The following is a 20600-nucleotide window of genomic DNA, read 5'->3' on the forward strand; positions in this document are numbered from 1 at the left end:
ACGGCGGCTGGCGTCGGCGAAGTTGGACGAAAGCCGCCTGCGTTTGGACAAATCCGGGTTCTTGCCTCAGCGCACCTTCAGCTCGATGCGATACAGGCGTCCGAGCAGTAACGAATAGGAGAGGGTGCCGATCAGCGCGACGCCGCCAATAAACCAGAAGGCATAGGCGAAGGTGCCGGTGGCGTGGACGATGGCGCCGATCACGATCGGCGTGACGATGCCGCCGATATTCGCCGCCAGGCTGGTAATGCCGCCGGTGAGGCCGATCAGCTCTTTTGGCGCCACTTCCGACACCGCCGCCCACGATGAGGACGCGATGCCTTGGGCGAAGAACGCGATGGTCAACACGGCGATGCAGATCAGGTTGGAGTCAGTGAAATTCACCAGCACGATCGACATGCCCAGCATCGAACCGACCACCAGCGGCAACTTGCGCGCAAACGACATCGAGTAGCCGCGACGGATCAGCAAGTCGGAAACGATGCCGGCCAGCAGAATCCCCACCGTGGCACCGACGAAGGGCAGCACGGCGAAGATCCCGGCCTTGATCATGGTCAGTTTGCGTTCTTCGATCAGGTAGGTCGGGAACCAGGTGAGGAAGAAGTACAGCGCCGAGGTGCTGGCGAACTTGCCGATGCAGATCGCCCAGATCTGCCGATAGCTGAACAGCTCGGCAATCTGCCGCCAGTTGAAGCGGGTGCGCTCCTGGCTGCTCTTGACCAGACCGCCGCCGGTTTCGATGTACTTCAATTCTTCCTGGCTGACCTTCTTGCAGCTCAGCGGATCGCGATACAGGTACAGCCACAGCACACCGAAGACGATGCCGAGTGCGCCAGTGCTGTAAAACACGTGGCGCCAGTCAAAGGTGGTCGCCAGCCACAACAGCGCGCCGGTGAACAGCGCCGTGCCGAGGTACTGGCCGCACACGTAAATGCTGCTGGCCATCCCGCGTTCCCGCGCCGGGAACCACACCGTCACCGCGCGGCTGTTGGCCGGAAAAGCCGGGGCTTCCATGGCGCCGACCGCCAGGCGCAGGCCGAACAGCGAGGCAAACCCCGTGGCGAAACCCTGGCAAACGGTGACGGTCGACCAGCTGATCAGCGAAACGCCGTAGGTGAAGCGCGAGCCAAACCGGTCGGCAATGAAGCCGGCCGGCACCAGCGCCAAGGCATAGGTCCAGGCGAACGCGGAAAAGATCAGGCCCATCTCGATCTTGTCCAGGCCCAGGTCCTTGGCCATGAACGGCGCGGCGATCGAGATGTTCACCCGGTCGATGTAATTGATGATCGTCGCGATCAGCAGCAACGACAGCATGAACCAGCGCCGCCGGGTAGGCAGACGCTGCGCCGCAACGGCATCGCGTGCACCGGCAATCACCGGCGGCACCGTGGCACTGGAAGAATGGGAGTTGGACATGCGGAGACCTCGTTATTGTTAGAAGAGTCGAGATTTTTCGAGCAGCCGATGCCGTTGCCCGCAATGTGTGGGGCAAGGCAATCGAACGGGTTGCAGCCTGGGTTTCAGACGTTCAGGAACGTCTTTGTGCGATTGATTTCAAGGGGAGGTCGGGCGGGGCGGCGAGGGGAAATAGCAGGATCATGACGTGCGCACCTTTGATTGTTTTTGAAAGAGGTTGGGCTGCGTTGGTCATTACAGTGGTCGTACAACGGTTCTAAATCAACCGATGGGTTAGAACGTTTTTTCTTGAAAAAAGTGGATTTGGCGAACGTGTCCAAAAAGATAAATACGATTTGTCTTGAGAATAAAGATCAGAATTAAATCGCAAGCAACTGAAAAATAACGACTATCACTGTTTCTAAGCTAATTCGCTTTTTGGACAGGCTCATCGCGAGGCTTCTTTCAAAAAAGCCAATGTCATCGTATGACTCATTGCCGCCCACCGCCCAACCCTGCAAGATGACAGGCGCTACCTCACTGCCCGGAGGACCTTCTGCCCATGTCTTCACCCAGCCGTATCCCGACTTACGTCATGCAGCAACGCAGCGAATTGACCGATTTCTACATTCGCGACAAAAAGGGTCGTCGCGCCGAAACCGCGCCTCACCGGCACGAGTACTTCCAGATCCAGATCAACCTCGGTGGCGACACCGTGCAGCACATCGGCAGCGTGCAGCGGCCATTCCCGCGCAACACTCTGGCGTTCATCCTGCCGCACCGCGTGCACGTGATTCCGCATCCCGCAGACAGTAATTTCATCGTCATCAATTTTTCCCAGACGTTTCTCTTGCCGCATCTGCAATGCGACCCGATGGACCTGGAAGAGGTGTCGATCCTGCTCGCGCCGGAGCTGTCGCCGTTCCGCTTTCAGGAACATCTGGATTTCATTTTGGGCGATGAGGATTTCGCTCAGGTCTGCGGCCTGATCGAACAGATGCGCGCACTCGATGAGAACCGTCAGTTCGGCACGCGGGAAATGCTCAAGGGCTTGTTGCTGCAGATGATCGGTAGCGTGTGTTTTCTCTACGCCGAGCCGCTCAAGCGCCTGGCGGAAGAGAATGCCGCCGAGAACAGCCGTCGCGACGCCTTGAGCCGCATGTTCGAGTATTTGCGGAAGAACATCGCCGATCCTGACCTCAATCTGATCAAAGTCGCCGCTGCGACCTATCTGTCACCGACCTACTTGACGCACTGGCTGCGCAAAGAGATCGGCAAGACCTTCACCGAGCTGGTGCTGGAGCGGCGCATGCACGCGGCGCGCAACTTCCTCCTCAACAGTACGCGCTCGGTGGGCGAGGTGGCGCGGTTGTGCGGGTTCGCCGATGAGGCCTATTTCTCCCGGCGGTTTCGCCAGATTCATGGCCAGCCACCGGGGCAGTTCCGCCGCCGCCAGCTCAACCCGGACACGCCGCAGACGCCACTGAATACTTAGAGCGGCGCTCAGACCCACTTGAAGCGGGCAGGGAAGCGCGCGACAAAACAGGTGCCCGTTTCACGGTCGGATGTCACGCTCAAGGTGCCGTTGTGCGCATTGGCAATCTGCCCGGCGATGTACAAGCCCAGTCCCAACCCTTCATGACGCTGGCCTGCTTCGGAACGGGAAAACGGTTCGAACAGCAGCGGCATCAGCGCAGGCGGGATCGGCGTGCCCTGGTTGGTCAGCGAAATGACGATCTCGTCGCCCTCGGCAAAGGCTTTGAGCACGATCGGCTCGGCAATGGAACCGTGAGTTACGGCGTTGCCCAGCAGATTCGACAACAACTGGCTGATCCGCAGCGGGTCGCAATAGACCCCGGCCGGCACCTCCAGCGAATCAATAAACTTCGCCTGCGGGTACGCCACCTGGATTTCTTCAAGGGTCTGGCGCAGCGTTTGCTGCAAGTCATCGACCAGTTTGCGCTGCACCGGAATTCCACTGCCGAGCCGACCCCGGGCGAAGTCGAGGATGTTTTCGATCAGCACGCCCATGCGCACCGAGCTGGTGCGAATCGCCGACAGTAGCGTGCGCGAGCGCTTGTCCTCGACTTTGCTTTCCAGCAGATCTGCACTCATGCGGATGGCACTGAGTGGCGTGCGCAAGTCATGGCCCAGTACGGCGATGAACTGCTCGCGCAGACGGCCCATTTCGTTGGCATCGGCCAGCGCGGTTTTGGTCGCGTGCAAATGGCCCTGGGTATCCAGGCTCATTGCAATCAGCTGGGCGAAGAGGGTGAGGGTCTTTTCGATGGCCGGGTCGTCGAGGTTCGCCGGCACCGAATCAATGGCGCAGAGTGTGCCGAAAAACTCGCCATCGGCCTTGATGATCGGAATCGAAATGTAGCTTTCCAGACCATAGGTTTTCGGCGTGTGGTGCGTGGAGAAAACCGGGTGCTGGCTGGCATGGCCGAAGATCACCGGCTGATGGTGCTGACGGATCTCATGACAAATCGTCGATTCCAGTACCAGTTCGCCGCCGGGCAACAGGCCGAAGTCTATCGAGTCATCCACGGCGCAAGCGATCCACTTGCTCTCGGTGACCCGCGCTACAGCGGCGAAGCGCATGCCGGTCGTATGCTTGACCATGCTCAGGATCACCGGCACAGCGTCAATGCTGCCGATGGCCTGGAGGTCGGAGGAGAAATCTGTCTGGGGCATGGCCGGCGCTTCGCGAAAGTGTCGCCAGAGACTATCGGTAATTGCCGGCCATGCCTAATGAACCTGCAAAAAAGGGCACCGGGAAAAGTCCCGGCGCCCTGTGCGGTGCTTGCTGAGCGCTATCGCCTCAGAACTTGTACTTGGCCGTCATCATGTAGCTGCGCGGGGTGCCGTAGTTGTCGGTCGAGCCCCAGGTCACGTCGGTACCGATGGAGGAATAGTACTTGCGGTCAAAGATGTTGTTGGCATTGACCTGCAGGTCGAGGTGCTTGTTGACCTCATAACCGGCCATCAGGTCGGTGACCGCGTAACCGCCCTGTTCGAGACGATAGCTGCCGCCATTGGCCAGAGCGATGTCGTTGTACATGCGGCTCTGCCAGTAGACGTTGCCGCCCACGCGCAATTTTTCCAGCGGGCCTTTGAAGCGGTACACGGTCGAGACCTTGAACAGGTGCTCGGGCATGTCGGTGTCGAATTTCTGGTTATTGTTGGCCGGGTTTTCGTCCTTGATGTAGTGGGCGCGGGTGTAGGTGTAGCCGGCGCCGACTTGCCATTGCTCGGTCAGCGCACCTTGCAGTTCCATGTCCACGCCTTGGGCGCGAACCTTGCCGGAGGTTTCGTAGCAGGTCAGTTCCGGGCAGCCGAGCTGGGTCGCCGCTTGGGTGGCGCGGTTGGTCTGGTCCATCTGGAACACCGCCACGCTGCCGTTCAGCGCACCGTCGAAATATTCGCCCTTGATACCGACTTCGTAGTTTTCACCGACGATCGGCTCCAGCACTTTGCCGCCGAGATCTTTCTGGGTTTGCGGGGTAAAGATGTCGGTGTAGCTGGCGTAGACCGAGTGATGGTCGTCGAGTTTGTAGATCAGGCCGGCGTAACGGGTCAGGTTGCGGGTGACTTTGAAGTCGCCGTCGGCGCTGCGATCGTCGTAGTCATACCAGTCCAGACGACTGCCGAGGATCAACGTCAGCGGGTCGGCCAGGCTCAAGCGCGTGGTCAGGTAAACCGCGTCCTGAGTGGTGACGTTGCGCGATTTGCCGCTACGCACGAAGTCAGGTTTTGGCGCGGCGATCGGCAGGCCGGTGTCGTAAGGCGAGTATTCCTTGGTGGTGGCGTCGTACACGCGGTTGCTGGCGCCGACTACCAACTCGTGGGTACGGCCGAACGCTTCGAACGGGCCGCTGGCGAAACCATCGAAGGCGCGTTGCTTGTCGGTGTGGTGCGATTGGTAGGCGGTGGTTTCCAGCGGGCCGTCGTAACGCGACAGGTACGTGCCGGAGAATTCACCCTCGGTTGTCGAAGTCGAGCCGCCAACATGCAGTTTCCAGTCGTTGTCGAAACGGTGTTCCACTTCACCGAATACGGTGTCGACTTGCAGCTTGCGGTTCTCCCAATCGGTACCGGGATAGGTGGAGCGGGGCAGATCAAGGTGGTGGCCGTTTTCGCCGATCGGCAGGCCGCCCCAGAAATAGTTGGTCTGATCGTTCTGCCGGGAGAAACCGAGGGTCGCCGTGGTGCTGTCGCTCAGGTCGGCTTCACCGATGGCGTAGAACAGGCCGTGATCGTTTTCTTCCTTGTCGCGAAAACTGTCGGCGCCCTGATACGACGTCACCACCCGGCCACGCAGGGTGCCGCTGTCGTTCAGCGGGCTGGAGGCGTCGACCTCACCACGGTAGTCATCCCAGCTGCCGGCGGCGCCGGTGAGGGTCACGCGCTGATCGGCGGTCGGACGCTTGCGCACCATGTTGATCGCCGCCGACGGGTTGCCGGCACCGGTGACCAGGCCGGTCGCGCCACGGACGATTTCCACGCGATCAAACATCGCCAGGTTCGGTTGCACTGCCAGGGTGTACGGCGAATACGAGCTGGGCAGGCCGTCGTACATGATGTTGTCGATGTCGAAACCGCGCGCCTTGTAAGTCTGCCGGCCCGGGCCGCTGGCCTCGCTGAGGAACAGCCCCGGCGTGCCGCGCACCACGTCGTTGACGCTGGTCATGTTCTGGTCGTCCATGCGCTGGCGAGTGATCACCGTCACCGCCTGCGGCGTTTCGCGCATGGTCAGCGACAGCTTGGTCGCGGTCTGCATCGGGCCGGTGGTGTAGGACTGCGTGTCTTCGGTGGTGCTGCTCATCTGCGTGGCGCCGATTTCGGTCGCTTGCAGTTCCAGCGGGCCATTGGCGGGCGCAGTGGCGGCAGCTTCCTCCGCCAGCACAGGCGCGATGCTGGCCATGCCGATGGCGATTGCGAGGAGGTTAGGTGAAAGGTTCGAGCGACGGTGAATGGTGTGAAACGACATCTATCTGCTTCCCCAAGATTTACCCAAACGAAACTAATGCGAGTGCATGTAAGAATTATTCGCATTAGTATGTCGGAAGTTTCCGGGGGAATAAACCCGTACGAGTCAGTTAGTTAATGATTTTTTCACAATTGGATTCGATGGCCTTCTGACGCAAATGTGGGAGCGAGCCTGCTCGCGAAGGCGGTGAGTCATTCAACAGAGTCGTTGTCTGACACTCCGCTTTCGCGAGCAGGCTCGCTCCCACAGGGTTATGCGGTTTTTGCTATCAGTCCAGATCCTTCGCCTCATGCCGCTCCGGCACCTGACTGTCTTCATCACCCCAGGTGCGATTCACTCGCTGCCCACGGATGACCGCTGGCCGCTTGGCGATTTCTTCCGCCCAGCGCTGCACATGGGTGTACTCGTGCGCGGCGAGAAATTCCGCCGCCGAGTAAACGTTGTTGCGCACCAGTTGCCCATACCAGGGCCATACGGCGATATCGGCGATGGTGTAATCGTCGCCGGCCAGATAGGCGTTGTCGGCGAGACGGCGGTTGAGCACATCCAGCTGACGTTTGGCTTCCATGGTGAAGCGGTTGATCGGATATTCGAGCTTCTCCGGCGCATACGCGTAGAAGTGCCCGAAGCCGCCGCCCAGGTACGGCGCCGAGCCCATTTGCCAGAACAGCCAGTTGAGGGTTTCGGTGCGACCGGCCGGATCCTTGGGCAGCAAGGCGCCGAACTTTTCCGCGAGATACAGCAGGATCGAGCCGGATTCGAACACCCGGATCGGTGGCTCGACGCTGCGATCCAGCAGCGCCGGGATTTTCGAGTTCGGGTTGACCTCGACAAAACCGCTGGAGAACTGATCGCCTTCGCCAATGCGGATCAGCCACGCATCGTATTCGGCCTCGCTATGCCCGAGTGCGAGCAGCTCTTCGAGCATGATGGTGACCTTGACGCCGTTGGGCGTGGCCAGCGAATACAGCTGCAACGAATGCTTGCCGACCGGCAGCTCTTTGTCATGGGTCGGCCCGGCGATCGGCCGGTTGATGCTGGCGAAGTGGCCGCCGGAAGGGGCTTCGTGTTTCCAGACCTTGGGCGGAACGTAAGACGCATTGCTCATGAAACGGACCTCGTCGATGCTGGGAGAGAACAGGTAGACACCGTATCCCGAAAGGATTGAGAACACTACCTTGTGGGAGCTGGCTTGCCAGCGATGACGACGGCACATCCAGCATCAATATTGGCTGAGCCACCGCAATCGCTGGCAAGCCAGCTCCCACAGGTTCGGAGTCAGGCACAAATCTCCCGTGGGAGCGAGCCTGCTCGCGAAAGCGTCGGCAGGGTCGCCGCGCCTAACGGCTCCAATACCGCCCAACCGCACCCCCGAGTCCCTGCACCGGATCTGTCTCAGGAAACGCCAGCCCTGCAATCCGCGCCAACTGCGCATCACTCGGTGCGGCCCGGCAAATATCCGCCTGCTGCCCCGGCGGATAAGCACCCACCACCAGAAAATCCTCACTCGATCCCAGATTGCAGTGCCCGGTTCCCGCCGGCAGCAACAGCACATCCCCGGCACTGACGTCGACGACTTGCCCATCAGGCCCGCCTAACATCAACCGCGCCTGACCGGCCGCCACGCCAAGCACTTCGTGGCCTTCAGTGTGGTAGTGGTGATAGTCGTAGATCCCGTAGCGCCATTGCGCCGGCCAGCCATTGGCGCCGAAGATCTGCTCGAAGCGCGCCGCCGGATCGTCGCCTTCAACGGCAATCGCGCTGCGGTAGATCAGCACTGGCAGACGCGAATTGTTCGGCACCCAGTCATTGCGTTGAAGCAGCAGGGTTTGTACTTCAGTCATGGCCCATCCTCCTTCGATCATTTCTCAATCGACCACAGAGCAGGGCGCACGCCTCAAAAATCATTGCCGCGCAAACACGGCGCCGAAGTTGATGCCCGGAAAATCCAGCGAAACTTCATCGCGCAGCAGGCTGTCCAGACCCTTACATGTCCATGCAGCGGTAAATGGCGAGGGTCAAGATGACGATGACAGTAGGTGATTTTCTGATTGAGCGGCTCAGCGAATGGGGCGTGACGCGGATTTTTGGTTATCCGGGGGATGGCATCAACGGCGTGTTCGGCGCCATGAGCCGGGCCAAAGGCAAGATCGAATTTGTCCAGGCGCGGCACGAGGAAATGGCTGCGTTCATGGCCTCGGCCCACGCCAAGTTCACCGGCGAGCTGGGCGTGTGCATCGCCACCTCCGGCCCCGGCGCTTCGCATCTGATCACCGGGCTCTACGATGCACGGATGGACCACATGCCGGTGCTGGCCATTGTCGGTCAGCAGGCGCGCACTGCGCTGGGCAGTCACTACCAGCAGGAGCTGGATCTGGTGTCGATGTTCAAGGATGTCGCCGGTGCGTTTGTGCAGCAGGCTTCGGCGCCGTCGCAAGTGCGCCATCTGCTTGATCGCGCGGTGCGCACTGCGGTCGGCGAGCGCCGCGTCACCGCGCTGATTCTGCCCAATGACTTGCAGGACCTGCCTTACGAACAACCGGCGCGCGCCCATGGCACCGCGCATTCCGGCGTCGGCTACAGCAAGCCTAAAGTCGTTCCTTATGCCGCCGATCTGCAACGCGCCGCCGAGGTACTGAATAGCGGCGAGAAAGTCGCGATTCTGGTCGGTGCCGGCGCGCTGGAGGCGACCGACCTAGTCATCGCCGTGGCAGAAAAACTCGGTGCCGGTGTCGCTAAAGCCTTGCTGGGCAAAGCGGCACTCCCCGATGACTTGCAGTGGGTCACCGGCAGCATCGGCCTGCTCGGCACCGAGCCCAGCTACAAGCTGATGAGCGAGTGCGACACCTTGCTGATGATCGGTTCGGGCTTCCCGTATTCCGAGTTTCTGCCCAAGGAAGGCCAGGCGCGCGGTGTGCAGATCGACTTGCAGCCGGACATGCTCAGCCTGCGTTATCCGATGGAGGTCAATCTGGTCGGTGATTCAGCGGAAACTCTTGCCGCGTTGCTGCCATTGCTGGAACAGAAAACCTCGAACAAATGGCGCAAGAAGATCGAAGGCTGGCGCAGCAGCTGGGAGAAAACCCTGGAAAAACGCGCCATGGCCAAAGCCGATCCGGTCAACCCGCAACGAGTGGTCTACGAGTTGTCACCGCGCTTGCCTGAGCAGGCAATCATCACCAGCGATTCCGGCTCTTGCGCCAACTGGTTCGCCCGTGACCTGAAAATCCGCCGAGGCATGAAATGCTCGTTGTCCGGTGGTCTGGCCTCGATGGGCGCGGCGGTGCCCTATGCGATCGCGGCGAAATTTGCCTACCCGGAACGCCCGGTCATTGCCTTGGTCGGCGATGGCGCGATGCAGATGAACAACATGGCCGAGCTGATCACTGTCGCCAAATACTGGCGGCAATGGCAGAGCCCGAAATGGATCTGCGCGGTGTTCAACAACGAAGACCTCAACCAGGTCACTTGGGAGCAGCGGGTGATGGAGGGCGATCCCAAGTTCGAAGCGTCGCAAAGCATTCCCGACGTGCCGTATCACCTGTTCGCGATTTCCATCGGTCTGAAGGGCATTTTCGTTGATCGTGAGGAGGAGGTCGCAGCTGCGTGGGAGCAAGCGCTCGCCTCGGAAGTGCCGGTGCTGATCGAGTTCAAGACCGACCCGAACGTGCCGCCGTTGCCGCCGCACATCAAGCTTGAGCAAGCGAAGAAATTCGCCACGACCCTGCTCAAGGGCGATCCGGACGAAGCCGGGGTGATCGTGCAGACCGCCAAGCAGGTGTTGGGCGCCGTGTTGCCCGGGAAGAAATGACGGTGTGCGCTTGAACGAGTCAACCATCTACATCGGTTGCGCCGGCTGGAGTCTCGCTCGCGAGCACTGGCCGGCATTCCCCGCCGAAGGCACGCACCTGCAACGCTACGCCGCGCGCTTCAACTGTGTGGAAATCAACAGCTCGTTCTATCGCCCGCATCGCCGTCAGACCTATGAGCGCTGGGCCGACTCGGTAGCGCCGGACTTTCGCTTCGCCGTGAAAGTGCCGAAGCTCATCACCCATGAACAGCGGCTGGCAGACAGCGCGGCCGCGCTCGATGAGTTTCTCGGACAGTGCCAGGGCTTGGGTGATCGACTCGGCTGCCTGCTGGTGCAATTGCCACCGAAACTTGCCTTCAATGCGCCGGTGGCCGAGGCGTTTTTTCATGCCCTGCGCGAGCGGTTCAAGGGCAGGGTAGTGCTGGAGCCGCGACTCGAATCTTGGACTGAGGCTGAGGCAGTGCTGGTGGATCTGCAGATTGCCCAGGCGGTGGTCGATCCCTCGCGGATCAGCAGCGACACCGCGCCGGGTGGCTGGCAAGGCCTGCAGTATTGGCGCCTGCACGGCTCGCCACGGATTTATCACAGCGCTTATGAAGCGGCCTATCTGCAACAGCTTGCTCAGAATCTGCGGCGCGCGCAGGCCGAGGGCAGAGACATCTGGTGCATCTTCGACAACACCGCCAGCGGCGCCGCCACGGCCGATGCGCTGGCTTTGAGGGCGTTGATCGAAGGCGTTGAACGCTGAACGACGACACTCTCGCCACCCACACAAACGATCCGGCTACAGGTAAACTCCGCGCACTTTTTCAAGGAGTTCACATGAGTTACTACCAGCCGGGCATTCTCGCTACCCCTGTTCCTGCGCAAGCACGTCATCTGTTTTTCGCCCTGGCGTCGGTTGAAGCCTTGCCGCAAGCGATCGACAGCCTGCTGATGCTGGTGGATGGCAAGTCGGCGGTGGTTGGCTTTGGTGAGTCGTTGACCAAGGCGCTGAATGTCGAAATCGCTGGCCTGCGCAGCTTCCCGGCGCTGACCGGCGTTGGCGTGAACAACCCGTCGACCCAGCATGCCCTGTGGATCTGGTTGCACGGTGTCGACCGTGGTGAGCTGCTCAACCGCTGCAACGCTATCGAAGCCGCGCTGGCCCCGGCCTTGCGTCTGGTCGAGATGCAGGAAGCCTTCCGCCACATGGAGGGCCACGACCTCACCGGTTACGAAGACGGCACGGAAAACCCCCACGATGACGCCGCTGTCGCCGCCGCACTGCTAAGCAGTGGCGCGGACGGGCTGGTCGGTGGCAGCTTCGCCGCGATCCAGCAATGGCAGCACGACCTCAAGGGCTTTCATCGCCTGTCTGCCGGTGCCACGGACGACATCATGGGGCGTCGCTTGAGCGATAACGAAGAAATCGACGACGCGCCGATCTCCGCCCACGTCAAACGCACCGCGCAAGAGAGCTTCGCGCCGGAAGCGTTCGTCGTGCGCCGTTCGATGCCGTGGATCGAAGGCGATCGCGCCGGTTTGATGTTCCTCGCTTTCGGTTTCTCGCTGGATGCCTTCGAAGCACAGCTGCGCCGTATGAGCGGTCTGGAGGACGGTATCGCCGATGGCTTGTATCAGATCAGCCGGCCAATCACCGGCGGCTACTACTGGTGCCCGCCGCTCAAGGACGGACGCCTTGATCTGCGCGCGCTGCGCATCGGCTGAGGACTGCATATGAACGTGGTGCGCTGGGGCATGATCGGTTGCGGCAGTGTCGCTGAACGCAAGAGCGGACCGGCCTTTTACAAGGCGCCCGGTTCGGCACTGGTCGCAGTGATGGGCCGACGCCTCGAAGCGGTGACCGACTACGCCGCGCGCCACGGTATCAGCCGCGTCTATACCGACGTCGATGCGCTGATCAACGATCCCGAAGTCGACGCGGTATACATCGCCACACCGCCCGACAGCCACCACGCCTACAGCCTGAAAGTCGCCGCCGCCGGCAAGCATTGCTGCGTGGAAAAGCCCATGGCACTCAACGCCGGGCAAAGCCGCGAGATGCAGCAAGCGTTTGCCGCTGCCGGTCTGCACTTGTTCGTCTCCTATTACCGCCGCTCGCTGCCGCGCTTCGCTCAGGTGCGGCAATGGCTGGAGGAGGGGCGCATTGGTGATGTCCGCCATCTGAGCTGGACACTGACCAAAACACCGTCGCCAGTTGATCTTGAGGGTCGCGATAATTGGCGCACCGACCCGGCGGTGGCGGGCGGCGGCTACTTTGCCGACTTGGCCAGCCATGGCCTGGACCTGTTCCAGTATCTGCTTGGCGACATCGTTGAAGTCGCCGGTTTCACCGCGCGTCAGGCGGGTCTGTACGCCGCCGAAGATGCAGTCAGCGCCACTTGGCGATTCGCCTCCGGGGCGCTGGGCATGGGCTGCTGGAACTTTGTTGCGGACCGCCGTGAGGATCGCGTCGAGATCATCGGCAGCAAAGGGCGGATCGGGTTTTCGGTGTTCGATGAACATCCGGTGCAGCTGTTTGCCGATGAGCAGATCAGCCTGGAGATTGCCCATCACGAGCATATTCAGTGGCATCACGTGCTGGGGATGAATGCGCATATTCGTGGTGATTCACAGCATCCCGCCGTGGCCGAGCAAGCCGTCAAGACCGATTGGGTCATGGACGAGATCCTCAAACGCTAAATAGCTCACGATCCCCTGTGGGAGCGAGCCTGCTCGCGAAAGCATCCTGTCAGTCAGTATTTTGGTGACTGACACGCCGCCTTCGCGAGCAGGCTCGCTCCCACAGGTGTCCCGGCGCAACACGCATCTAAGGTTATGCCCAAACAATATTTCTCAACCTCCTCATAACGTCTCTAAGATCACGTCATAACTCGTTATAACAAGTGATCCGACGATGACCGATAACGTTCTTTCCCTCAGCAGCGTTCCGCTGCACACCCAACTGCGCGACGTTCTGCGTGCGCGGATTCTCGACGGTGAATACCCGCAAGACAGTCAGATGCCTTCCGAAAGCGAACTGGGTGCGCTGTTCAAAGTCAGCCGCATCACCGTGCGCCAGGCCTTGGGCGATCTGCAGAAAGAAGGGCTGATCTTCAAGATCCATGGCAAGGGCACCTTCGTCGCCAAACCGAAAACCTTTCAGAACGTCAGCAGCCTGCAAGGCCTCGCCGAGTCGATGACCGGGCGCGGCTACGAGGTGATCAACCGCCTGCGCAGTTTCAAATTCATTCCGGCCGACAAGCGTGTCGCCGAGCGTCTGCAGGTGGCCGAAGGTGAGATCGTCGCGCAGATCAAACGCGTGCGCCTGATCAACCGCGAGCCGATCTCGCTGGAAATCACCTACCTGCCTAAGACGGTCGGCGAGCGACTGGAGAAGGCGGATCTGGTCACCCGCGACATCTTCCTGATCCTCGAAAACGACTGCGGCATCGCCCTCGGCCACGCCGATCTGGCCATCGATGCGGTGCTGGCCGACAGCGACCTGACCCAGGCACTCAGCGTCGAAGCGGGCTCGCCGATCATGCGCATCGAGCGCCTGACCCATGACGCCCAAGGCCAGCCGCTGGACTTCGAACACCTTTATTACCGTGGCGATGCGTTCCAGTACCGCCTGCGGATCGACCGGCAAAAAGGGGAGCAGGCATGACCCGCAACGTTCTAGAACAGGAATACGACATCGTCGTGATTGGCGGCGGTACGGCCGGGCCGATGGCAGCGATCAAGGCCAAGGAGAAGAACCGCGATTTGCGCGTGTTGCTGGTCGACAAGGCCAACGTCAAGCGCAGCGGCGCGATCAGCATGGGCATGGATGGCCTGAACAACGCGATCATTCCCGGGCATTCGACGCCAGAGCAGTACACCAAGGAAATCACCATCGCCAACGACGGCATCGTCAATCAGGCGGCGGTCTACGCCTATGCGACGCACAGTTTTGAAACCATCGAACAACTCGACCGCTGGGGCGTGAAGTTCGAGAAAGACGAAACCGGTGACTACGCGGTAAAAAAGGTCCACCACATGGGCGCCTATGTGCTGCCGATGCCGGAAGGGCACGACATCAAGAAGGTCCTGTATCGGCAGTTGAAGCGTGCGCGGGTAAGCATCACCAATCGCCTGGTCTGCACGCGTTTGCTGACCGACGAGGAGGGCGCGGTCAACGGAGTTATGGGCTTCGATTGCCGCACCGCCGACTTCCATGTGATCAAGGCCAAAGCAGTGATTCTCGCCTGCGGCGCGGCCGGACGCCTGGGTCTGCCATCGTCGGGCTACCTGATGGGCACCTACGAAAACCCGACCAATGCGGGTGACGGCTACGCGATGGCCTATCACGCCGGCGCCGAACTGGCCAATCTCGAGTGCTTTCAGATCAACCCGTTGATCAAGGATTACAACGGCCCGGCCTGTGCCTACGTCACCGGCCCGCTGGGGGGCTACACCGCCAACAACAAGGGCGAACGCTTCATCGAGTGCGACTACTGGAGCGGGCAGATGATGTGGGAATTTCACCAGGAACTGGAGAGCGGCAACGGTCCGGTGTTCCTTAAGCTCGATCACCTGGCCGAGGAAACCATCCAGAACATCGAGGAAATCCTGCACAGCAACGAGCGCCCGAGCCGTGGCCAGTTCCACGCCAATCGCGGCACCGACTACCGAACGCAGATGGTTGAAATGCACATTTCGGAAATCGGTTTTTGCAGCGGCCACTCGGCGTCCGGCGTGTGGGTCAACGAGCGTGCCGAGACTTCAGTCAAAGGCTTGTACTCGGCGGGCGACATGGCTGCGGTGCCGCACAATTACATGCTCGGCGCGTTCACTTACGGCTGGTTCGCCGGGCACAACGCGGCGGAGTTTGTCGCCGGCCGCGAGTTTTCCGCACTGGACAGCGAGCAGATCGCCAAGGAACAGGCCCGGGTCTACGCGCCGCTCGATCGCCAGGACGGTCTGCCGCCGGCGCAGGTTGAATACAAGCTGCGACGCTTCGTCAACGATTACCTGCAACCGCCGAAAGTGACCAAAAAAATGCAGATCGGCCTGCAACGCTTCAGCGACATCGAGCGCGATCTCGAGCAGATGAAGGCCAACAACGCTCACGAACTGATGCGAGCGATGGAAACCAGCGTGATCCGCGATTGCGCCGAAATGGCCGCCCGCGCTTCGTTGTTCCGCGCCGAAAGCCGCTGGGGCCTGTACCACTATCGCGTCGATCATCCGCAACGCAACGACGCCGAGTGGTTCTGCCATTGCCATCTGAAGAGGGGCGAGGACGGCAAGATGACCAGTTTCAAGAAAGCCGTCGAGCCTTACATCATCCCGCTCGATGCTGAGGAAATGCAGGCTTACGACCGCCTGCGGGTCGGCGCCTTCGCCGCTTGAGACATCATTTTTCAGAGAGTCCGAACCATGGCTTATCAAGCTCAGGAAATCTTCTTCCGCTCCAACGCGCCGGTCACCGTCGACGAGGACAAATGCATCGCCGAAAAGGGCTGCACGGTGTGCGTCGACGTCTGCCCGATGGACCTGCTGGCGATCAACCCGGCCACGCAAAAGGCCTACATGGCGTTCGATGAATGCTGGTACTGCATGCCGTGCGAGAAGGATTGCCCGACGGGGGCGGTGAAGGTCGAGATCCCGTATTTGTTGCGTTGACCCCACATCCATTGTGGGAGCGAGCCTGCTCGCGAAAGCAATCACTCATTCAACAATGATGGTGACTGACCCGCCGCCTTCGCGAGCAGGCTCGCTCCCACATTGCAATTGTGATTATCCAATAGCCATCCGGTGAACCCCGGACGCTGAAGTGCAAAACACCCCTCGTTTCCCACCGCGCCCCGATCGCGGCGGAGACGAACTTCAAACCAATGATTCGAGGGGAAACACTCATGTTGCGTGCAGCACTTGCCGGTCTGGTACTGGCTTCGTTCACCTTGTCGGCCTCGGCCGAAACCATCCGCATCGCCATCGGCACCCAGGACACCACCATCAACTGCGCCGCCGGTGGCCTGTTGATCCGTGAACTCGGTCTGCTGGAAAAATACCTGCCCCACGATGGCGCCTACAAAGATGCGAAGTACGACGTGCAGTGGAAAAACTTTACCAGTGGCGCACCGCTGACCAACGAGATGGTCGCCGGCAAGCTCGACTTTGGCGCCATGGCCGATTTCCCCGGTGCGTTCAATGGTGTGGCGTTCGAAACGGCGGGCAAGCACAGCCTGTTCATCAGCGTGCTGTCGGGCAGCATCAAGGGCAGCGGCAACGGCATCGTCGTGCCGAGCGCTTCGTCGGTGCAAAGCCTCAGCGAACTCAAGGGCAAGACCATTTCGGTGCCGTTCGCCTCGACGGCTCACGGCATGTTGCTGCGCGCCGTGGCAGAGCAGGGCTGGGACCCGCTCAAGGATGTCAACATCATCGCCCAGCCACCGGAAGTCGCCGGCTCGGCATTGCAGGCCGGCAAGATCGACGCCCACGCAGATTTCGTGCCCTTCGCCGAGCTGTTCCCGAGCCGTGGTTTCGCCCGCAAGATCTACGACGGCGCCCAGGCCAACGCGCCGACTTTCCATGGCGCACTGGTGGATCAGGCCTACGCCAAAAAGTACCCGGAAATCGTCGTCGCCTATCTGCGCGCGAGCATCGAAGCCAACCAACTGCTCGCCACCGAACCGGAGAAGTACAGCGAACTGATCGCCAAAGTCACCGGGGTCGATGCCGAGGTCAACTACCTGTTCCATGGCCCGTTGGGCGTGCAGACCCGCGACCTGAGCTGGAAGCCTGAATACCGCCAGGCCGTCGGAACCGCCATCGATACCCTGAAGCTGCTGAAGAAAGCCGATCGCGGGCTCGACCTGAACAGCTTCATCGACGACCAGTACATCCGCGCCGCCTTCAAGGCCTCAAATCTAGATTACACCGCGCAACTGGCCAACTACGCGCAGACGCCATTGCCGGGCGTGGATGCGGCGACGGGCAAAGCCATCACCGACGTCAGCCATGTCGCGGAAATCTGGGTGCGTGGCGAGGAAAAAGTCCGCCGTTACGGCTCGGCTGAAGCGGCGTTCACCGCGCTGGCGGGGTTGAAGCAGGAGGGCAAGAACATTCGTGCGGTGTATGCGCAGGCCAGTGACAGCGGGATCAAGTTGTTCGCCGAACAAGCGTGGTTTGCCAGCGATGCCAAGGGTCGCCTCAGCGCATTTCTGCTCAGGGGCCAGGCCCAGCAATACGCTGCGGCGCAGGGTGGCAAGGTGTTCGACTTCAGCGATGCCACTGCGCAGGTTGTCGCCAATCGTTAACTCAAACGTAGATCGTTCCCACGCTCTGCGTGGGAATGCCTCAATGGGCGCTCTGCGTCCGCTTTGGATGTGACGCGGAGCGTCACGGGATGCATTCCCACGCAGAGCGTGGGAACGATCAGAGGTGATATATGTTTCCACGCTGGATCCCCCGGGCCGCCTCACTGCTGCTCTGCCTGCTCTTCTGGCAACTCGCCGCCAGCCACCACTGGAACCTCGGCCTGGTCACCTTTGCCAACGTGCCGACGCCACTGGCGGTGATCGAAGCCGCGCTGGGCCTGGGCGACTCGGGCAAACTCTGGCAGCACCTGAGCAGCAGCCTCGGCCGCGTCTTCGCCGGTTACGTGGCGGCGTTGATCATCGGCATCGCCCTGGGCCTGGCCATCGGCCGGTCGAAATGGGCCGAAGACATTCTGCTGCCACCACTGGAGGTCCTGCGCCCGATCCCCGCCGTGGCGTGGATTCCGCTGGCGATCCTGATGTTTCCATCCTCGGAATTGTCGATGGTCTTTATCACCTTCACCGGCGCGCTGTTCCCGATCCTGCTCAATACCGTGCACGGCGTCGAAGGCGTCGATCCACGCCTGATCGCCTCGGCAAAAAGCCTCGGGGCAGGGCGTCGGGCGATTCTGCTGGAGGTGATTCTGCCAGGCGCTGCGCCGAGCATCATTACCGGCCTGGCGATCGGCATGGGCACTTCGTGGTTCTGCCTGGTGACGGCGGAAATGATCTCCGGGCAGTTCGGCATCGGTTACTACACCTGGGAGTCCTACACCATTCAGAACTACGCCGACATTGTCGTCGGCATGCTCCTGATCGGCGTGTTGGGCATGGGCAGCAGTTGGCTGATCAAACGCCTGGGCGGCTTGTTCACGCCTTGGCATCGACCGCGAGGCAAAGCCTGATGAGCGTGATGCAAACCCCGGCAGGGCGGATCGACATTCGCCAGTTGTCCATCGTCCTCGGCCAGGGCCGCGAGGCTTTCGAAGCGGTGCAGGGCCTCGATTGCCAGATCGAACCCGGCCAGTTCGTGTGCATCCTCGGCCCGTCCGGTTGCGGCAAGTCGACCTTGCTCGGCGCCCTGGCCGGACACTTGAGTGCCAGTACCGGCAGCTTGAAAGTCGACGGCAGCGCGGTGACCGGCCCGTCGCCGCAGCGCGGCATGGTGTTTCAGCACCACACGCTGTTCCCGTGGCGCACGGTGCGCGACAACGTCGCCTTCGGCCGGAAGATGCGCGGGGTCGGCAAGGCTGAGCGGCATCGCGCCGCTGACGACATTCTCAAACTGGTCGGCCTCGAAGGCTTTGCCGAGCGCTGGCCCGATCAGCTCTCCGGGGGCATGCAGCAACGAGTAGAAATCGCCCGGGTGCTGGTCAATCGCCCGCGCCTGTTGCTGATGGACGAACCGTTCGGCGCGCTGGATGCGCTGACCCGCTTGAACATGCAGGAACTGCTGCTGGACATCTGGACGCGCATCCGCACCACCGTGGTTTTCGTCACCCATGACATCGACGAGGCGCTGTTTATAGCCGATCGCCTGCTGGTAATGAGCGCGCGACCGGGGCGAATCATCGAAGACTTGCCTCTGGACTTTGCGCGCCCGCGTACCAGTGAACTGGTGACCAGCCCGGCATTCGCTCGCCTCAAGCGCCACTGCCTCGATCTGCTGCGCCACGACAACGACCGACCGCTGCCGCGCCTCAATCCGCTCGGCCTGCCTCCTGAAAACCCTTTGCCGCGATTTGCCCTATGACCTCTATTTTTGCTGTGACCGACAACGAAGACATCCTCGCCCTGCAACCGCGCCTGACGGCGGAAGATCCCGGCGTGCGGCGCATTGCCCTGATTGATCTGGCCGATCTGGAGGAGCCGGATGGTTTGCTCTGGCTGGTTGATCGACTCCGGCAGGATCCTGTCGAGGACGTTCGCGCTGAAGCCGCACGATTGCTCGAAGCGTGGGAGGATGAGGCGGTCGTGCAAGCCTTGTGCGAAGCGCTGACGGATCCGGCGCTCGCGGTGCAATCAGCGGCGGCGCAAAGTCTGAGCCTGCTCAAGACTGCAGCGGCGGGGCGGGTCATTCTGCCGTGGACCGAACATGCCGATGTCAGTGTGCGCATCGCCGCCTTTCGGGCGTTGCGAGAATTGCGCTTTGCCGAGGCCGCGCCGGCTGCCGTCGCCGCGTTGGAGGATGCCGATGCTCATGTTCGGCGCGAAGCGGTTGGCGTGCTCGGCTGGCTCAGGCAGCTCGACGCGCTGCCAGCCCTGGCGCGCCTGGCCAGCAAAGACCCGGACACCGAAGTGCGCCGCGCCGCGACCGGTGCGCTCGGTCTGGCCAGCGGCGCCGAAGTATTGCCGGCGTTGCGCCAGGCCTTGCAAGATCAGGCTTGGCAAGTGCGCGAAGAAGCCGCGACGACACTGGGCAAGGTTGGCCACAGCGACGCCGGCCCGGCCTTGGTCGAAGCGCTGAGCGATGATTACTGGCAAGTGCGCCTGCGCGCCACCCGAAGCCTCGGTCGCTTGCGCTTCGTCCCGGCGCTGGACGCGCTGATCGACACCCTCGGCCACCGCATCAGCAATCTGCGCAAGGAAGCCGCGCTGGCCCTCGGTGAATTGGACGATCGCGGCGCCGTGGCCGCGTTGCAGGCAGCGCAGGACGACGGCGACCCGGAAGTGCGCAAAGCCGTGCGCATCGCTCTGAGTCAATTGCAATGAATCCGCTGGCGGTGGGCAACTCGCAGAGTGCGCGCACGTTGCGCCTGAGCTGGCCGGACGGGCGCGAATCGCTGCTCAAGCATGCCGATCTGCGCCGGCAGTGCCCATGCTCGCAATGCCGCGCATTTCGCCTGCGCGGCGTGACGCCGCTGGTTGATGATCGCGTGCGCCTGATCGAGGTCAATCCGCAGGGGTATGGTGTGCAACTGGTGTTCAGCGATGGCCATCAACGCGGGATTTACCCGTGGGAGTATCTGGCGCAAATGGGTTCCTGACTTTTCCTGGCCCCTGTGGGAGCGAGCCTGCTCGCGAAAGCGTAGTGTCAGGCGACGATGATGTGAATGTGCCGACGCCTTCGCGAGCAGGCTCGCTCCCACAGGGACTGTGGTCACAGATTGAT

General features: G+C 61.4%; 18 protein-coding genes. 13 read left to right on the top strand and 5 right to left on the bottom strand.

Annotation, left to right across the window (positions count from 1 at the left end; genetic code table 11):
- Positions 1 to 66 precede the first annotated feature (66 nt).
- Complete coding sequence (locus KVG87_RS08785; protein ID WP_217850258.1) at positions 67 to 1416, bottom strand: MFS transporter; 1350 nt, start codon at positions 1414 to 1416, stop codon at positions 67 to 69.
- Between the two features lie 541 nt (positions 1417 to 1957).
- Here KVG87_RS08785 and KVG87_RS08790 point away from each other — a divergent pair.
- Complete coding sequence (locus tag KVG87_RS08790) at positions 1958 to 2890, top strand: helix-turn-helix transcriptional regulator (RefSeq protein ID WP_024012697.1); 933 nt, start codon at positions 1958 to 1960, stop codon at positions 2888 to 2890.
- Positions 2891 to 2898: 8 nt separating this feature from the next.
- Here KVG87_RS08790 and KVG87_RS08795 read toward each other — a convergent pair whose 3' ends face one another.
- The 4 genes from KVG87_RS08795 to KVG87_RS08810 all read right to left on the bottom strand — a co-directional run bounded on the left by KVG87_RS08795 (position 2899) and on the right by KVG87_RS08810 (position 8232).
- Positions 2899 to 4092, bottom strand: coding sequence for a GAF domain-containing sensor histidine kinase (locus KVG87_RS08795; RefSeq protein ID WP_225930813.1), 1194 nt, complete (start codon positions 4090 to 4092; stop codon positions 2899 to 2901).
- A 127-nt stretch (positions 4093 to 4219) separates the two neighbouring features.
- Positions 4220 to 6388 carry a TonB-dependent siderophore receptor gene (locus KVG87_RS08800; RefSeq protein WP_217850260.1) on the bottom strand — a complete coding sequence of 723 codons (2169 nt, stop codon included), beginning with the start codon at positions 6386 to 6388 and terminating at the stop codon, positions 4220 to 4222.
- A 268-nt stretch (positions 6389 to 6656) separates the two neighbouring features.
- Positions 6657 to 7496: a glutathione-dependent disulfide-bond oxidoreductase gene (gene yghU / locus KVG87_RS08805; protein WP_217850262.1), complete on the bottom strand. Its 840-nt coding sequence runs from the start codon at positions 7494 to 7496 to the stop codon at positions 6657 to 6659.
- A 232-nt stretch (positions 7497 to 7728) separates the two neighbouring features.
- A complete protein-coding gene (locus tag KVG87_RS08810; RefSeq protein ID WP_217850264.1) occupies positions 7729 to 8232 on the bottom strand; it encodes a cupin in 504 nt (167 codons plus the stop codon).
- A gap of 179 nt (positions 8233 to 8411) precedes the next feature.
- On the opposite strand from KVG87_RS08810, the gene KVG87_RS08815 reads away from it, so the two are divergent.
- From KVG87_RS08815 to KVG87_RS08870, 12 genes are all read left to right on the top strand, one after another.
- Complete coding sequence (locus KVG87_RS08815) at positions 8412 to 10199, top strand: thiamine pyrophosphate-requiring protein (RefSeq protein WP_217850266.1); 1788 nt, start codon at positions 8412 to 8414, stop codon at positions 10197 to 10199.
- A 10-nt stretch (positions 10200 to 10209) separates the two neighbouring features.
- Positions 10210 to 10947, top strand: a complete 738-nt coding sequence (locus KVG87_RS08820; protein WP_217850268.1) for a DUF72 domain-containing protein — start codon at positions 10210 to 10212, stop codon at positions 10945 to 10947.
- A 74-nt stretch (positions 10948 to 11021) separates the two neighbouring features.
- A complete protein-coding gene (locus KVG87_RS08825) occupies positions 11022 to 11909 on the top strand; it encodes a Dyp-type peroxidase (protein WP_217850270.1) in 888 nt (295 codons plus the stop codon).
- A gap of 9 nt (positions 11910 to 11918) precedes the next feature.
- Positions 11919 to 12884 carry a Gfo/Idh/MocA family protein gene (locus KVG87_RS08830; protein WP_217850272.1) on the top strand — a complete coding sequence of 322 codons (966 nt, stop codon included), beginning with the start codon at positions 11919 to 11921 and terminating at the stop codon, positions 12882 to 12884.
- A 214-nt stretch (positions 12885 to 13098) separates the two neighbouring features.
- Complete coding sequence (locus KVG87_RS08835; protein WP_217850274.1) at positions 13099 to 13851, top strand: GntR family transcriptional regulator; 753 nt, start codon at positions 13099 to 13101, stop codon at positions 13849 to 13851.
- The gene (locus tag KVG87_RS08840) at positions 13848 to 15578 is read left to right on the top strand and encodes a fumarate reductase/succinate dehydrogenase flavoprotein subunit (protein ID WP_217850276.1); all 1731 of its coding nucleotides are present in this window, start codon (positions 13848 to 13850) and stop codon (positions 15576 to 15578) included. The genes KVG87_RS08835 and KVG87_RS08840 overlap by 4 nt, the downstream gene beginning before the upstream one ends.
- A 27-nt stretch (positions 15579 to 15605) precedes the next feature.
- Complete coding sequence (locus KVG87_RS08845; protein ID WP_007959413.1) at positions 15606 to 15851, top strand: 4Fe-4S dicluster domain-containing protein; 246 nt, start codon at positions 15606 to 15608, stop codon at positions 15849 to 15851.
- Positions 15852 to 16063: 212 nt separating this feature from the next.
- On the top strand, positions 16064 to 17488 hold the full coding sequence (locus KVG87_RS08850; RefSeq protein WP_217850278.1) for an ABC transporter substrate-binding protein: 1425 nt from the start codon (positions 16064 to 16066) through the stop codon (positions 17486 to 17488).
- 131 nt (positions 17489 to 17619) lie between these two features.
- The gene (locus tag KVG87_RS08855) at positions 17620 to 18393 is read left to right on the top strand and encodes an ABC transporter permease (RefSeq protein WP_122699183.1); all 774 of its coding nucleotides are present in this window, start codon (positions 17620 to 17622) and stop codon (positions 18391 to 18393) included.
- The gene (locus tag KVG87_RS08860) at positions 18393 to 19241 is read left to right on the top strand and encodes an ABC transporter ATP-binding protein (protein ID WP_217850280.1); all 849 of its coding nucleotides are present in this window, start codon (positions 18393 to 18395) and stop codon (positions 19239 to 19241) included. Before KVG87_RS08855 ends, KVG87_RS08860 begins: the two co-directional genes overlap by 1 nt.
- Positions 19238 to 20200 carry a HEAT repeat domain-containing protein gene (locus KVG87_RS08865; protein WP_217850283.1) on the top strand — a complete coding sequence of 321 codons (963 nt, stop codon included), beginning with the start codon at positions 19238 to 19240 and terminating at the stop codon, positions 20198 to 20200. The genes KVG87_RS08860 and KVG87_RS08865 overlap by 4 nt, the downstream gene beginning before the upstream one ends.
- Positions 20197 to 20475 (top strand): DUF971 domain-containing protein, encoded by a 279-nt coding sequence (locus tag KVG87_RS08870; protein WP_217850285.1) that lies wholly within the window; start codon positions 20197 to 20199, stop codon positions 20473 to 20475. Before KVG87_RS08865 ends, KVG87_RS08870 begins: the two co-directional genes overlap by 4 nt.
- Positions 20476 to 20600: the final 125 nt, after the last annotated feature.

Origin of the sequence: Pseudomonas siliginis, from assembly GCF_019145195.1 — a bacterium.
Lineage (GTDB): Bacteria > Pseudomonadota > Gammaproteobacteria > Pseudomonadales > Pseudomonadaceae > Aquipseudomonas > Aquipseudomonas siliginis.

What these genes read in the sequence shown, in the direction of transcription:
- KVG87_RS08785 (WP_217850258.1), bottom strand. Translation starts at nt 1,416, where the DNA reads ATGTCCAACTCCCATTCTTCCAGTGCCACGGTGCCGCCGGTGATTGCC.
- KVG87_RS08790 (WP_024012697.1), top strand. Translation starts at nt 1,958, where the DNA reads ATGTCTTCACCCAGCCGTATCCCGACTTACGTCATGCAGCAACGCAGC.
- KVG87_RS08795 (WP_225930813.1), bottom strand. Translation starts at nt 4,092, where the DNA reads ATGCCCCAGACAGATTTCTCCTCCGACCTCCAGGCCATCGGCAGCATT.
- KVG87_RS08800 (WP_217850260.1), bottom strand. Translation starts at nt 6,388, where the DNA reads ATGTCGTTTCACACCATTCACCGTCGCTCGAACCTTTCACCTAACCTC.
- yghU (WP_217850262.1), bottom strand. Translation starts at nt 7,496, where the DNA reads ATGAGCAATGCGTCTTACGTTCCGCCCAAGGTCTGGAAACACGAAGCC.
- KVG87_RS08810 (WP_217850264.1), bottom strand. Translation starts at nt 8,232, where the DNA reads ATGACTGAAGTACAAACCCTGCTGCTTCAACGCAATGACTGGGTGCCG.
- KVG87_RS08815 (WP_217850266.1), top strand. Translation starts at nt 8,412, where the DNA reads ATGACGATGACAGTAGGTGATTTTCTGATTGAGCGGCTCAGCGAATGG.
- KVG87_RS08825 (WP_217850270.1), top strand. Translation starts at nt 11,022, where the DNA reads ATGAGTTACTACCAGCCGGGCATTCTCGCTACCCCTGTTCCTGCGCAA.
- KVG87_RS08830 (WP_217850272.1), top strand. Translation starts at nt 11,919, where the DNA reads ATGAACGTGGTGCGCTGGGGCATGATCGGTTGCGGCAGTGTCGCTGAA.
- KVG87_RS08835 (WP_217850274.1), top strand. Translation starts at nt 13,099, where the DNA reads ATGACCGATAACGTTCTTTCCCTCAGCAGCGTTCCGCTGCACACCCAA.
- KVG87_RS08840 (WP_217850276.1), top strand. Translation starts at nt 13,848, where the DNA reads ATGACCCGCAACGTTCTAGAACAGGAATACGACATCGTCGTGATTGGC.
- KVG87_RS08845 (WP_007959413.1), top strand. Translation starts at nt 15,606, where the DNA reads ATGGCTTATCAAGCTCAGGAAATCTTCTTCCGCTCCAACGCGCCGGTC.
- KVG87_RS08850 (WP_217850278.1), top strand. Translation starts at nt 16,064, where the DNA reads ATGATTCGAGGGGAAACACTCATGTTGCGTGCAGCACTTGCCGGTCTG.
- KVG87_RS08855 (WP_122699183.1), top strand. Translation starts at nt 17,620, where the DNA reads ATGTTTCCACGCTGGATCCCCCGGGCCGCCTCACTGCTGCTCTGCCTG.
- KVG87_RS08860 (WP_217850280.1), top strand. Translation starts at nt 18,393, where the DNA reads ATGAGCGTGATGCAAACCCCGGCAGGGCGGATCGACATTCGCCAGTTG.
- KVG87_RS08865 (WP_217850283.1), top strand. Translation starts at nt 19,238, where the DNA reads ATGACCTCTATTTTTGCTGTGACCGACAACGAAGACATCCTCGCCCTG.
- KVG87_RS08870 (WP_217850285.1), top strand. Translation starts at nt 20,197, where the DNA reads ATGAATCCGCTGGCGGTGGGCAACTCGCAGAGTGCGCGCACGTTGCGC.